Origin of the sequence: Sphingomonas sp. BGYR3 (assembly GCF_025153455.1) — a bacterium.
In the GTDB taxonomy this organism is placed as follows: domain Bacteria; phylum Pseudomonadota; class Alphaproteobacteria; order Sphingomonadales; family Sphingomonadaceae; genus Sphingomonas.
Genome location: NZ_JANZNT010000001.1, coordinates 2355257 through 2369981 on the forward strand (window position 1 = coordinate 2355257; position 14725 = coordinate 2369981).

General features: G+C 63.9%; 10 protein-coding genes. 6 read left to right on the plus strand and 4 right to left on the minus strand.

Features of this window, described 5'->3' with window-relative positions; translation table 11 throughout:
* Positions 1-37 precede the first annotated feature (37 nt).
* Both NYR55_RS11160 and NYR55_RS11170 read left to right on the plus strand, forming a co-directional pair.
* Complete coding sequence (locus NYR55_RS11160; RefSeq protein ID WP_347709668.1) at positions 38-2518, plus strand: ATP-binding protein; 2481 nt, start codon at positions 38-40, stop codon at positions 2516-2518.
* 62 nt (positions 2519-2580) lie between these two features.
* Positions 2581-2967, plus strand: a complete 387-nt coding sequence (locus NYR55_RS11170; RefSeq protein WP_260021381.1) for a response regulator — start codon at positions 2581-2583, stop codon at positions 2965-2967.
* 20 nt (positions 2968-2987) lie between these two features.
* Here the strand turns inward: NYR55_RS11170 and NYR55_RS11175 are convergent, their stop codons facing one another.
* Entirely contained in the window at positions 2988-4256 is a 1269-nt protein-coding gene (locus tag NYR55_RS11175) for an MFS transporter (RefSeq protein ID WP_260021382.1), read from the minus strand.
* Positions 4257-4285: 29 nt separating this feature from the next.
* A complete protein-coding gene (locus NYR55_RS11180) occupies positions 4286-5602 on the minus strand; it encodes a dicarboxylate/amino acid:cation symporter (protein ID WP_260021383.1) in 1317 nt (438 codons plus the stop codon).
* 169 nt (positions 5603-5771) lie between these two features.
* Between NYR55_RS11180 and rpsU the strand changes: the two genes are divergently transcribed.
* Positions 5772-5978 carry a 30S ribosomal protein S21 gene (gene rpsU, locus NYR55_RS11185; RefSeq protein WP_260021384.1) on the plus strand — a complete coding sequence of 69 codons (207 nt, stop codon included), beginning with the start codon at positions 5772-5774 and terminating at the stop codon, positions 5976-5978.
* Positions 5979-6131: 153 nt separating this feature from the next.
* A complete protein-coding gene (locus NYR55_RS11190) occupies positions 6132-6740 on the plus strand; it encodes an FKBP-type peptidyl-prolyl cis-trans isomerase (RefSeq protein ID WP_260021385.1) in 609 nt (202 codons plus the stop codon).
* Positions 6741-6789: 49 nt separating this feature from the next.
* On the opposite strand, the gene NYR55_RS11195 is transcribed toward NYR55_RS11190, so the two are convergent.
* Both NYR55_RS11195 and NYR55_RS11200 read right to left on the minus strand, forming a co-directional pair.
* Positions 6790-8409 (minus strand): alpha-L-fucosidase, encoded by a 1620-nt coding sequence (locus NYR55_RS11195; RefSeq protein WP_260021386.1) that lies wholly within the window; start codon positions 8407-8409, stop codon positions 6790-6792.
* Positions 8406-9920: a tryptophan halogenase family protein gene (locus NYR55_RS11200; protein ID WP_260021387.1), complete on the minus strand. Its 1515-nt coding sequence runs from the start codon at positions 9918-9920 to the stop codon at positions 8406-8408. Before NYR55_RS11200 ends, NYR55_RS11195 begins: the two co-directional genes overlap by 4 nt.
* 171 nt (positions 9921-10091) lie before the next feature.
* Here NYR55_RS11200 and NYR55_RS11205 point away from each other — a divergent pair, with 171 nt between their 5' ends.
* Positions 10092-12980, plus strand: a complete 2889-nt coding sequence (locus NYR55_RS11205) for a TonB-dependent receptor (RefSeq protein ID WP_260021388.1) — start codon at positions 10092-10094, stop codon at positions 12978-12980.
* Between the two features lie 155 nt (positions 12981-13135).
* Positions 13136-14725 (plus strand): DUF5597 domain-containing protein, encoded by a 1590-nt coding sequence (locus tag NYR55_RS11210; protein WP_347709669.1) that lies wholly within the window; start codon positions 13136-13138, stop codon positions 14723-14725.

Consider the following 14725-nt stretch of genomic DNA (forward strand, 5'->3'; position numbering starts at 1 on the left):
TAGTGCCACGTTAACGCCCGCCGGTTAGTCAGGACGGGTGAATGGTTGCGCACGCCCCTTCCTGTTCCTGACCGGTGCCCTGCTCGGCATGATGCCGATCGTGCAGCAAGCCGCCCAGGCAGCGCCGGCCGGTTCAGCTGCAGCGCAGTCGTCACCCGCAACCACCGCGCAACTGGTCGAACGGGCGCGATCCGTCATGGCATCCGATCCGGAGCAGGCGCGGACGATCGCTGTTCAGGCGGCAGGCCAGGCAAGGGCAGCACGCTCGGCCGAATGGCTGGTCGCTGCGCTTGGCCTGCAGGCCGAAGCGGCACTGCGCATGCGCCACACCGATCAGGCGTCAAAGCTGATCGAAGAAGCCGTCCGGCTGACCCGGACGAACCGGGTATCCGACAAGACCGCCGGCGACCTCAAGCTGACCAGTGGGGGTGTCCGCAGTGCATCTGGCGACGTTGCCGGAGCACTGGCCGATTACCAGGGGGCGCATCGTGCCTTTGTCACCGCGAATGAAGCGCGCAGCCAGGCGATTGCGCTGGTCGCCATCGGGTCGCTCTATCGTGAGGCGGCGGATTATGAAGCGGCCCTGAAATATTACCGTCAGGCGCTGGATGCGTATGACGAGGAAGCCCAGCTGTCCGTCTTTGTCCTGAATAACCGCGGCAATGTGCTGCGGGAGATGGGGCGGTCGAAAGAGGCTGTCGAACAACTGCTGATCGCTCGTCAGCGTGCGCAGACGCTGGATAACCCTCCGGTCCTTGCCCGTGTGTTGGGCAATCTTGCCCGTGCCCAGCGGGTGGCGGGTCAGCTGGACGATGCGCAGCGGTCGGTGGATGCCGGGCTTGCCCTGCTGCCCGGCGACAATGCTGCGATTGCCCGGCGCGAGCTGCTGAATGTCGCGGCGCGGGTCGCGCTTGACCAGGGGCGTGTTCAGCGGGCGATCGCCCTGTCCGAGCAAAGCCTGGCGGGCATCGATCCGGAAACGTCGGCCCTGTCGTTCCGCGACGCGCATCTCAGCGCCTATCTCGCCTATAGCGCGGCCGGGGAAAGCAAGGCGGCGCTGGTTCACCTTCAGGCGCTCAACCGGCTCGACGAACAGGCCACCAAGCTGGCGATTTCGACCAAGACGGCGCTGATGGGCGCTCAATTCGATTTCCAGAATCAAGAGCTGCAGATCGCCCGGCTGAAGGCCGAGGAGCTGCGTCGTAATGTCGAATTCGAACGCGCCCGCCGGCAGTTCCAGCTGACGCTGTTCAGCGGCATTGCCATTGCCGTTGCGGTCCTGATCGGTCTGCTCAGCTTTGGCGTCGTGACGCTGCGCCGCAGCCGCAATCAGGTGCGCGCGACCAACGTCGAACTGGGCCGGACAAACAGCGCGCTGGAAAAGGCGTTGGCGGCCAAGACCGAGTTTCTGGCGACGACCAGCCACGAGATCCGAACGCCCCTGAACGGTATTCTGGGCATGACTCAGGTCATGCTTGCCGACCAGCGACTCGACAGTCAGGTGCGCGACCGCATCAACGTGGTTCATGGTGCCGGCGTCACGATGCGCGCGCTGGTCGACGATATTCTGGACGTGGCCAAGATGGAAACGGGCAACCTGACCATCGAACAGGCGCCGATGGACCTGCCCGCAACGCTGACCGATGTCAGCCGGTTGTGGCAGGAGCAGGCGCGGGCCAAGGGGCTGGGATTCGATCTGACCATCGATCCCGCGCTCGGCTGGATCGAAAGCGATCCCGCTCGGCTGCGTCAGATGGTATTCAACCTTTTGTCCAACGCCATCAAGTTTACAGAGGCAGGCTCCGTCGCCCTTGCCGCGCGCGCGACTGGCGACCGGCTGGTGCTGACCTTTCGCGATACGGGCATCGGCATTGCACAGGACAAGCTTGGTGAGGTGTTCGAATCGTTCAAGCAGGCCGATTCCGGCACGACGCGCAAGTTCGGCGGAACCGGGCTTGGGCTTTCCATCTGCCGCAACCTTGCCCGCGCGCTTGGCGGTGACGTGGTGGTAGACAGTGTCGTCGGTGAGGGTTCGGTCTTTACCGTCGATCTTCCGCTTGTCGCGATTGCTGCACCGAAGGCGGCGGAGCCTGCGGTACAGGTCGATGGCGGAACCGGCGGCATCATGATCGTCGAGCGCAACCCCGTGGCCCGGTCGATGCTGAAGACGTTGATGGCGCCGCGGTTCGGTGCGCCAGGCTTTGCGACCACGGTGGACGAGGCGGTTGCCACCCTTGACGCCCACCCATTCCGGGCCGTGCTGGCGGACGAGGGCACGCTGACCGCGGATGGGACGGCAATCGAGGTCGCTCTGGAGCGGATCCATGCCGCAGGCGGCGGCACGCCGGTGCTGCTGCTTGCCCAGCCCATGGCTGCCGATCGCCGCGCGGCGCTTTGCGGCATGGGGCAGATCGTGGTAATGGAGCGGCCAGTGGCTGGCGCTGCGGTTGTTACCAGCTTGAAACGATTAGGGGGTTACGAAAACAATGCCCCACCTCTTGTTTCGCAAGCCGCCTAGCGCGATAGTGATATAGTCATGCAAAACACAATAACCCGTCGAAAATGCGGGACAGGTCGCAAATGAAAGTTTTATTCATCGAGGATGACGCGATGAACCGGCGCGTGGTCAGCGATATGCTGGACGTTGCCGGGGTATCGATGGTCGAAGCGCCGCTGGCCGAGGATGGCCTGCGGCTGATCGACAGTGACGAGTTCGACGTAGTCCTGGTGGATCTGCGGATGCCGGGGATGGACGGGATGGAGGCGATGCGCCGAATCCGCGCCCGGCCGGATCACAAGGCGGAACTGCCGCTGATCGTGGTCACGGCGGACACCGCCGTCGATCTGCGCGAGCGGTGCATCGCTGCGGGCGCGGACGAGGTTCTGTTCAAGCCGGTGGCGATGGATGCCCTGTTCGAGGCGATGGGCCGGGTGATGGCCAGCCGAAGCGGGGACCTGCTGCTTTAAGGCAGGTCCGGCAACGGCCCTCAATCCTCCAGGATCCGGCTGGCGCTCTTGGTATCGGGCATCAGCAGATAGGTGATCAGCGACACGCCGATCATCGCGGTGACATAGAGGTAAAAGCCGCGTTCCCACCCCGCGCCCTTCAGCCATAGCGCCACATATTCGGCGGTCCCGCCGAACACGGCATTGGCGATGGCATAGGGCAGGGCGACGCCCAGCGTGCGGATGGCTGCGGGATACATTTCCGCCTTCACCACGCCGCTGATCGCCGAATAGCCGGAGACGATGGCAAGCGCGCCCATGACGATCCAGAAGGCGGTGACGGGATCGCGCACCCCCTCCAGCGTGGTGAAGATCGGCCAGGTAAAGGCGACGCCCAGCACGCCGAACCCGACCATCAGCGGCTTTCGCCCGATCCGGTCCGACAGCGCCCCCATCACCGGTTGCAACAGCATGAAGCCAAACAGGCTGGCCGCGCTGATCGTCGATGCGGCCTCCCGGCTGAACCCGCTCGTGTTCACCAGGAACTTCTGCATGTAGATGGAATAGGCATAGAAGGCGAGCGTGCCCCCGGCGGTCAGCGCGATGACCGTCGCCGTCTCTCGCGGGTGATCGCGGATGAGCGCGACAAAGCCCGATCGCCGCCGGGCCGCCGGATCGGCATTGTGAAAGCTCTCCGTCTCCACCAGCCCGCGCCGCAGCCAGAAGACGCTGATCGCCAGCACGCCGCCGATCAGGAAGGGGATGCGCCAGCCCCAGGCATCCAGCGCCTCGCGCGGCAGGAATTGTTGCAGCAGCAGCAAGAGGCCCAGCGCCGACAGCTGCCCGCCGATCAGCGTCACATATTGAAGGCTGGCAAAGAAGCCGCGCCGGTCGCGACCCGCGATTTCTGACAGATAGGTGGCGCTCGCCCCATATTCCCCGCCCACCGACAGCCCCTGCATCAACCGGGCGAGCAGCAACAGGGCAGGGGCGGCCACGCCGATGCTTTCATAGGTCGGGGTGACGGCGATCAGCAGCGATCCGGCGCACATCAGCGTCACCGACAGGGTGAGGCCCGCCTTTCGCCCGTGCCGGTCGGAATAAACGCCCATCAGCCAGCCACCGATGGGCCGCATCAGAAAGCCGAGCGCGAAGACCGCCGCCGCCTGCAGCAATTCGACTGTCGGATCGCCGGACGGGAAAAAGTGCGGCGCGAAATACAGGGTAAAGGCGGCATAGGCATACCAGTCATACCATTCGACCAGATTGCCCGCCGATCCGCCGATAATCGACCGGATCCGCGCTGCCATGCCCGGCGCGCCAGTCGATGTCGTAGCGGTCAAGCGCGTTCCCCGTCCAGTCGCCCGTCCAGCGCCGCCGCCAGCCGTTCGCGGTCCAGCTGCCCCTCCCACCGGGCGACGACGATCGTGGCGACCGCATTGCCGATGAAATTGGTCAGCGCGCGACATTCCGACATGAACCGGTCGACCCCCAGGATCAGCGCCATGCCAGCCACCGGCACGGCGGGCACGATCGACAGCGTTGCCGCCAGCGTGACGAACCCGGCGCCGGTCACGCCCGCCGCGCCCTTTGACGAGATCATCGCAACGCCAAGCAGCGCGATTTCCTGACCCAGGGTCAGGTCGACGCCCACGGCCTGTGCGATGAACAGGGCGGCCAGCGTCATGTAGATGTTGGTGCCGTCCAGGTTGAAGGAATAGCCGGTCGGAATGACCAGCCCCACGACCGCCTTGGCACAGCCCGCCCGCTCCAGCTTGTCCATCACCGCGGGCAGCGCCGCTTCGGACGAGGAGGTGCCGAGCACGAGCAGCAGTTCCGCACGCAGATAGCGGATCAGCTTGAAGATCGAAAAACCGGCGGCAAGGCCGACCAGCCCCAGCACGCCAAGTACGAAGATCAGGGATGTGGCGTAAAAGGTCGCCACCAGCTTGCCCAGATTGGCCAGACTGGCGATGCCGAATTCGCCGACGGTGAAGGCCATCGCCCCGAACGCGCCGATCGGGGCCAGCCACATCAACAGGCCGACGATGCGGAACACCACCTTGCCCACCCGCTCCAGAATATCGAGCACCGGACGGGCCGGCTCGCCCACCAGGACAAAGGCCGTGCCGAACAGGATCGAGACGAGCAGCACCTGAAGGATGTTGTCGCCGACAAACGGGCTGACCAGCGTGGTCGGGATGATGCCGAGCAGGAACTTGATCAGCGATGTTTCATGCGCTTTTTCGGCAAAGCCGGATACGGCGCTGGCATCCAGTGTGGCCGGATCGATGTTCAGTCCCGCGCCCGGCTGAACCAGATTGCCGATGATCAGGCCGACGACCAGCGCAAGCGAGGAAAAGAACAGGAAATAGCCAAACGCCTTCAACGCGACGCGGCCGACCTCTGCCATGTCGCGGATGCCCGCGATTCCCGTGACCAGCGTCAGGAAGATGACCGGCGCGATGATCATCTTGACCATTTTGATAAAGGCATCGCCCAGCGGCTTCAGCGCCGATCCCGTCTCCGGCGCGGCAAAGCCGACGGAAATGCCGGCCGCGATCCCGATCAGGACCCAGCTGTACAGATGCGTCCACCAGCGCCCACGCGATGCCGCCGGTGCGGCTGCCGTGCCATCGCCGATGGAGATTGCCATGCACCCGCTCCCGCCCGAAAAAAGCAAAGCCTATCGCGGTGCACCATGCTCCGCCAGTCCGCAAAACGCTTGAACCGCGCGGGAATCGCTGATAGGGGCTCCGGCAACGACCGGGAATGCGTTCCCGGCGAACCCTAATCTATTGTTTGATCGGAGCAACGACGGCCTTATGCAAATCATCGTTCGCGACAATAATGTCGACCAGGCGCTGCGCGCCCTCAAGAAGAAGCTGCAGCGCGAGGGCGTCTATCGCGAGATGAAACTGCGCCGTCATTACGAAAAGCCGTCGGAAAAGCGTGCGCGCGAGCGTGCCGCTGCCGTTCGCCGCGCCCGCAAGATGGAGCGCAAGCGGATGGAGCGCGACGGCGTCAAGTAAGCCGTCGGTCATCGCTGGGATACGATACCGGCGATGGCAATTTTCTGCTTTCGTCCGTTTCGATCACGGTCGGGCGTGGACTGTTCCGGCACGACCGGTTAGGGGGCGGCACGAGTGTCGCCCCTTTTGTCATGTTTGCAAGGATTGCCGTTCATGTCCGCCACCGCCGTGCCGATTCCGCCCGTCAAGCGCAGCTATGTCGCGTGGATCTGGATTGGCGTGGTTGCTGCCATCGCGCTGGCGATCCTGCTCGCGCGGTTCGGCGCCACCGATCCGGTGACCCGGTATCTATCGTCCAACGCATCGCGTTCGGGCGTCGTCACCACGGCATCCGGCCTGCAATATGAAGTGCTGTCGCCCGGTCAGGGGGATGCGCGCCCGTCCGAGGCGGATGTTGCGCTGATCAACTATGTCGGCACCTTTACCGACGGCAAGGAATTCGACCGCAGCCAGCAGCCGGTGCCGTTCCCGGTCGCCCCCGGCGCGTCGATCCCCGGTTTTTCCGAGGCGCTGAAGCTGATGCCGCGCGGCTCCAAATATCGCATCTGGATCAAGCCTGAACTCGGCTATGGCGCGCCCGATATCGTCGCCAAGCTTCAGCCCGGATCGCCCCAGGCGGATCTGGCCAAGAAGGTGCTGGTGTTCGAAGTCGACATGCTCGAATTCATGCCGGAACAGATGTTCCGCCAGATGCAGATGCAGATGATGGGCCCGGGCGGCCCCGGTGGCCCCGGCGGTCCGCCCCCCGGCGCGGGTCAGTAATCCGCTGCACGGGCCGGTCCTTCACGGGGCCGGCCCGCCGCAGCCGCGGTCAGACGAGGCCGCGCCCTTCCAGCCGCACGACCGGCACGATGCCGCCCCCTGATGGCGCGCGGGGCAGGGTCAGCACCAGGGCATCGGCCTGTCGGTCGAACCCGACCTTCTGACCCGATGCCATCCGGGCGGCGGCGATCTGCGCATCGGGCAGGCGGCCGGTGCCCAGCGACGGCACGCGAACCGGCCCGTCCGGCCATTTCAGGAACAGGATGTTCAGCCCGCCGTCCTTGACGGTGAACCGGACGTCCTGCGCCGAAAATGCCTTCATCTGATCCTCGGTATGCATCCCGGCCTTCAGCACGGTCGGCCCCTCGCCATAGATGCGCCAGGGGCGTGAGCCGTAAATCGCCGTTTCGCCGTTCACGCGCATCCAGTCGCGGATGCCGTCCAGGATCTTCTCTTCTTCCGCATCGATGCTGCCATCGCCGCGCACCGGAACGGACAGCAGCAGATTGCCGTTTTTCGACACGATATCGGCCAGCCGCTGGATGACCTGTTCGGCGGGCACATAGCTGCGCTCCAGAAAGCGGCTGCGATTGTAATGCCAGTCGCCGATGCAGGTGCAGGTCTGCCACGGTTCTTCGCGCAACCGGTCGGAAAATCCGCGCTCGATATCCTCGACCAATGCGCGGCGCTGATAGGCGGACAGGTTCTTTGCCGTCAGCACCACGTCGATCGCGCCGCGCCGCTCCATGCTGCGGCTGTAATAATGGGCCAGCGCCTCGATCCCCGTGCTGCCGAACGGCAGGCCGTAATCGTCCAGATAGACGAGATCGGGATCATGCTGTTCCACCAGGTCCATCTGGCGCGCCAGCCATTTGGCGACGAAATGCGGGTTCTGCGGCGGCGAATGCTGCATCCAGCGGCCGGTATTGGCATCGTGCCAATCCCGCATCGCCTGATTGTCGGTGATGCCGTCGGGCGGCACCATGGCGGGGCCGGTATAGAGCTGTTGCGGGTCAAGCCCGTCCCACCATTTGCCCTTGCCGTCCGCCTTGGTCAGGCGGAATGCGTCATAACGCTGTCCGGCGCGCGGCCCTTCGGCATCATAGCCATAGGCGGTCTGCCACCAGTGCCAGGCATGGCTGATATGGTTGGACACGCCAAAGCGCAGCCCCTCTGCCCGGACGATTTTCGCCCAGGTGCCGACGATGTCCCGTTTCGGCCCGACGCGGACGGAATTCCATTCGTGATGGCGGCTGTTCCAGCAATCGAAATTGTCGTGATGCGCCGCCAGCGCCATGAAATAGCGCGCGCCCACTTCCTTGTACCGCCGGACCAGATAGGCCGGATCCCATGCCTCGGCTTTCCAGCGGTTTTCCATTTCCATGAAACCGGTGTCGGCCGGGTGGCCATAGGTGCGCAGATGATGATCGTACCGGTCATCGCCCGGCACATACATCAGGCGGCCATACCAGTCCCCCGCCTCTGGCACGCATTGCGCCGACCAGTGCGCCCAGATGCCGAACTTGGCGTCGCGGAACCAGTCGGGCGTGCGATAGGCCGCGGTCAGCGCCGACCAGTTGGGCGCAACCGACTGGCCCATGCCCTGCGCCCCTGCCGCCGCCGCACCGAACAGCGCCCCGGACGCGCCAAGAAAGCCGCGCCGCTTCATGCCGCCACCTTGCCCGGTGCGCTGACCTGTGTTCGGCAATGGGCATCGATGAACGCCTGATGCGTCGGCATGGCGGCAACGCCGCGTTCGATCACGGCGCGCATCTGATCCAGTTTTGCGTGCATGGTCGCAGCGGGCAGCGTGTCGGCTACCGGGTCATGCCCGCCGGGCACCATCCCCTGACCCATCATCACGGCCACCCAGCTGGTGGGCGTGAACAGCTCGCCCGCATCGGTGAAGACGCGCCCGGCATCGGCAAACAGCGATAGCCGGTGCTGCAGGCTGTCGGGCACGGTCATTTCCCGCATTTCGGTCCAGAACGCGGAATCGGTGCGACGATTGAGGTGATAGTGCAGGATGATGAAATCCCGCACGCTTTCAAATTCGCGCTGCATGAACCGGTTATACTGATCGACCGTTGCCGGATCGAAGCGTTTGTCCGGAAACAGCGACATCAGCGTGACGACACCCTGCTGGATCAGGTGGATGCTGGTCGATTCAAGCGGCTCGATGAACCCCGATGCCAGGCCCAGCGAGACCACATTGCCATTCCATGCCTTGCGCCGCCGCCCGGTCTTGAACCGCAGAAAGCGGGGATCGGCCAGCGGCTGTCCCTCGACCGACGCAACCAGATCGGCCGCGGCCTCATCGTCCGACACATGGCTGCTGCAATAGACATGGCCGTTGCCGGTTCGGTGCTGCAACGGAATGCGCCAGTGCCATCCGGCCTTGCGCGCCGTGGCGCGGGTATAGGGCGGGGGCGTCCCGCTGCTGGTGGTGGGCATCGCCACGGCCCGGTCCATCGGCAGCCAGTCGGCCCAGCTTTCATAGCCGGTGTTCAGCGCCCCTTCGATCAGCAACCCGCGAAAGCCGGTGCAATCGATGAACAGGTCGCCCGGCAATTCCCGCCCGTCGGTCAGGGTCAGCGTGCTGACATGGCCGCGGTCATCCATGCGGACATCGGCAATCGTGCCCGTCACATGACTAACCCCGCGCGCAACCGACAGGTCGCGCAGATAGGCGGCGTACAATCCCGCATCGAAGTGCAGCGCATAGGCCATGCGCGAATGGACGTGGCGGGGATCGTCAACGGGCCGGGTGAAGCGGTGCTGCCGCGCGGCCATGGTTGGCAGGGAATATTCGGCCAGATCGCCGCGCTTCAGCCTCAGCCAGTGGTGGTGGAAATCGACGCCCTGAGTATCGGCGCCATAGGTCCCGAACGGGTGGAAATAGCTTTCGCCCCGATTCCCCCAATCCTTGAACTCGATGCCCAGCTTGAACGTGGCGGCGGTGCGGCGGACCAGTTCGTCCTCGTCCAGCCCGAGCAGGCGGTTCAGCGTCAGGATCGGCGGGATCGTCGCCTCGCCCACGCCGACCGTTCCGATTTCGGGCGATTCGACCAGTGCGATCTGCATCCCGGTGTCGGTAAAGGTCCTGGACAGCACGGCGGCGGCCATCCAGCCCGCCGTCCCGCCGCCCGCGATGACCACGCGGCTGATCGGCTCTCTCATCACCCGACCTCTCCCTCGAACGAAATCTTGATAGCGCTATCCGATGCTACTTGTCGGATTAAATATGATCTGTATAGGCGGCCAACAATAATATGATGTTTCAAGCCCGTGACGACACGGCACAGGAGGGGACAAGTCATGGCGTTCTGCAATCGCAAATTTCATCAGCTTATGTTGCGCGCGTCTCTGACAGCGTTGACAGTCGCTTGTGCAACACCCGCGCTGGCGCAGGACAATGCGGATCCATCGGCCGAGCCATCCGCCGAACAGACGCCGGCCGATGAAGAAATCGTCGTCACTGGTCTGCGCGCGTCGCTGCAGAGCGCCCAGAACATCAAGCGCAATTCCGAACAGTTCGTGGATTCCATCACGGCCCAGGATATCGGCCGTCTGCCCGACGTGAACGTGGCCGAATCGCTGCAGCGCATTTCGGGGGTTCAGATCACCCGCAACCGGGGCGAGGGCAGCGGCATCGCCGTGCGCGGTCTGACCCAGGTTCGCACCGAGCTGAATGGCCGCGACATCTTTCAGGCCAGCGGCGGGCGCGGCCTTTCGTGGGAAGAGGTCGGATCGGAGCTGCTTGCCGGCATTGATGTGTACAAGAACCCGTCGGCCGAACTGATCGAGGGCGGCCTGTCGGGCACGGTGAACCTGCGCACGCGCAAGCCGTTCGATTCGTCGGGCCGCATCATCGCGCTGAACGCAGGGGCCACCTATTTCGATCTGATCGAGAAAAGCGGTCAGCAGCTGGCTGGCCTGTACAGCAATCGCTGGGACACCGGCATCGGTGAAATCGGCCTGCTGCTCAACGTCGGCTATCAGACCACGGCGTTCCGTGAGGACAAGGTGGTGGTGGAGCCGTTCTGGCGGCACGGGCCGAACCCCACCAACATCTCAAGCATCAAACAGGCCTATCCGGGGTATGAGAACCAGACGCTGCTTGCCCCGCATGGCGGCGGCTTTGCGGTCAGCTATGGAGACCGCGAGCGGCTGAGCGGCACGGCGGTACTGCAGTGGAAGCCGACGGACCGGCTGGAACTGTACGCCCAGTATTTCCGGGCAGATTACAGCTTTGACGAAGCCGGCGTGTCCTTCTTTGCCTATGGCGAGGATATGCCGATCGCGACCGGGCCGAACCGCCCGTTCACCGTCGATGACGAGGGCGTTGTCCGCAGCGGCTATTTCAGCAATCCGGGCGTCGATTCGGTCAATTACGGCACGCTGCGCGACACATCGACCAGCGAATATTCCGGTGGTCTGATCTGGCAGGCGACGGACCGGCTGAAGCTGAGCGTCGATTACCAGCATATCGATTCCGACGTGCAGCAGCAGACGCTGAACCTGACGGCCAGCGCGCTCAACCCGCGCACCAGCGTTGCCGGGCTTGGCAAGGCATATGACTTCTTCTTCGATATCAGCGGCGATGTGCCGGTGCTGCTGGCCAACGACCCCAGCTATTATGGCGACATCCGCAATTACGGCATGACGGCGATCCTGCCCTATGCCGAGGACAACGAGGCGGCGGCCGATGCGATCCGCGCGGACCTCAGCTGGGATTTCGACGACGGCAGCTTCATTCAGCAGATCCGCGTCGGCGGCCGCTATACCGACAAGAGCGCGATCAACCGCAACACCACCTATGGCACCTGGACGGCGATCGGTTCGACCTGCGCCAACTGGTCGTCGGTCGATGGCTGCACGCTTTTGTCCGAATTCCCGCAATATGCCGAACCCAACCGTTTCCAGTCCAACCTGCTGCGCGGCCGGGCCAGCGATACGGTGTTCGGCCCGGTGTGGCAGTTCAGCGATGCGCTGATCAACGACAGCGCCGCTGCCTTTGCGGCAGTGAAAGCGATTTCGGGTCAGGACATCGCGTTCCGCCCGTTCGACGCGCCCAATGCGTTCAGCGGCACGATCGATGAAAAGACCTATGCCGGTTATGTCCGCGTGGCTTTCGGTGCGGACCTTGGCGGCATCCGGTTCGACGGCAATGCAGGTCTGCGCGCGGTGCGGACGGAAACTGCGGCCAACGGCCTGTCGGTGCTGACCTATCGCGATCCCGCCAGCAGCGGCACGACGCCGACGACGGTGACCGTGACAGAGCCCTATTCGGGCGGGCGCGATTACGACAAATATTTGCCCAGCCTGAACCTGCGCGTCTTCCTGACCGACGAACTGATCCTGCGTGCGGCGGCGTCGAAGAATTTCTCGCGGCCCGCCTTCACCTCGCTCAACCCCAGCTTCACGCTCAGCCCGAACTATACCGATGTCGGGGAAAACCGGGCGCTGACGCCGGACCGGGTGAACAACAACCTGCCCTATGATCCCGTCACCAATCCCTATGCGGGCAATGGCACGGCACAGGGCAACCCCGACCTTTTGCCTGAAGAAGTCACCCAGGCCGATCTGGCTCTGGAATGGTATTTCGAGCCGGTCGGCTATCTCTATGCGACCGGGTTCTACAAGAAGATCAAGAACCTGATCACGACCGAGGCAGCGACGTTCGTTCGTGAAATCCCCGGTGTCGGCAATGTCCAGTTCGGCGTCACCAACCTGGTCAATGTCGAGGAAGGCTTTGTCCGCGGCTTTGAAGTGGGGGGGCAGAAATTCTTCAACTTCCTGCCCGCGCCGTTCGACGGGCTGGGGGTTCAGGCGAACTATACCTATGTCGAAAGCGATGCGGGCCAGCAGGCCGCTGGCGCAATCGGCAGCCCCGAACTGATCCGCGTGCCGATCACCAACCTGTCCAAGCACAGCTTCAACCTGGTCGGTCTGTACGACAAGGATGGCCTGAACATCCGCGTCGCCTATAACTGGCGCGACGATTATCTGCAGGGCACGGCGAATACCGGAACGCAGAACCTGCCGATTTACGGCGAGGCGTTCGGGGTGCTCGATGCGTCGGTCAGCTATGACGTGACGCCGCAATTCTCGATCATCGTCGATGGCCAGAACCTGCTGGATACGGCGTTCAAGACCTATCAGATCGTGGGCAGCCGCCCGCGCGACTATGTGATCAACGATCGCCGCTTCTCGATCCGGACACGCGTCCGGTTCTGATGGTTCCATCTCCTGAACGGGGGGCGGCTTCGGTCGCCCCCGCCTTTTTCAGGGGCAGCACGGTTGGCATCATCGCGGGGCGGTGGCATTCATTCATAAAACAGATTGAGGGGCGGATGTTCGGACGGATTTTTCTTGCGCTGACAGCGTTGACATTGACCGCGCCCCTGGTCGCCCAGTCGCCGACCAGCGTTCCGCGCCTGTCAAGCGACGGCGGCCGACACGCGCTGATCGTCGATGGCAAACCCTTTCTGGTCCTGGGCATTCAGGCGCATAACAGCAGCAACTATCCCGCGATGCTGGAAACCGTGTGGCCGGTGATGGACCGGCTGCACGCCAACACGCTGGAAATCCCCGTCGCCTGGGAACAGCTGGAGCCGGAAGAGGGCCGGTTCGATTTTAGCTATGTCGACACGCTGCTTGAACAGGCGCGCGCGCATGACAAGCGGCTGGTGCTGCTGTGGTTCGCCACGTGGAAGAATACCGGACCGAATTATGCGCCCGCCTGGGTGAAACTGGACAATCAGCGGTTTCCCCGGATGCGGACGGCCGATGGCAAGGCGCATTACGCGCTGTCGCCGCATCACCGCGCCACGCTGGACGCGGACAAGAAGGCGTTCGTCCGCCTGATGCAGCATCTGAAGGCGCGCGACCCGCAGAACACGGTCATTCTGGTGCAGCCGGAAAACGAAGTCGGCGTCTATGGCCAGAAACGCGATTTCGCACCCGCGGCCAACCGGCTGTTCGCAGGGCCCGTGCCCGATGCGCTTGCCCGCAAGATGCGCCGCAAGGGGACATGGACCGAGCTGTTCGGCAAGGATGCGGATAGCGCGTTCAACGCCTGGTACACCGCCAGCTATATCGACGAGATCGCTGCGGCCGGAAAGGCAGTGAAGCCTATTCCGATGTACACCAATGCCGCGCTCAGCGATGCCTATGCCAAACCGGGCGAGGGGGGCGGTGCATCGGGTGGTCCCGACTGGATGATGATCGATGTCTGGAAGGCCGCGGCGCCGCACATCGATTTCGTGGCCCCCGACATCTATTCGGGCGAACCGCGCCAGTTCCTGAAGCATCTCGATCATTATGCGCGGGCGGACAATGCCCTGATGGTGCCCGAATATGGCAATGACGCGAAATTCGCGCGCTTCTTCTGGGCAATTCTGGGCAAGGGCGGGATCGGCATGGCGCCGTTCGGCATGGATGCCAGCGGCTATTCCAATTATCCGCTGGGTGCCAAGGAACTGGACGACGCGACGCTGGATACCTTTGCGCGCCCCTATCGCCTGTTCGCGCCTGCTGCGCGCGCATGGGCGGCGATTGCTGCTAACCGCCCGACCTGGGGCACGACCAAGCGTGAGGACACGCTGCGCGACGAAACCGTGATGGGCGCATGGAAGATCAGCGCGCAGTACGAAGAATGGCAGTTCGGCGACCGGGACAGCCCGTGGCTGAAATCCGATCCGCATCCGACGGCGGGCAAGCCGGTCGGCGGCGCAGTGGTCGCCCAGCTGTCCGACAACGAATTTCTGGCCGCGGGCAGCCATGTCCGCCTCAAGTTCGGCGCGGAAAAGCTGCCCGCCGGGCGGCAGGGGATCATGCTGCGGGTCGAGGAAGGCAGCTATGATGCCGACGGCAACTGGGTGATGCGCCGTGTCTGGAACGGCGATCAGACCGATCACGGCCTGAATTTCGGGGCCGATCCGGTGTTTCTCAAAATCACGATGGGCAGTTTCAAGGAATGA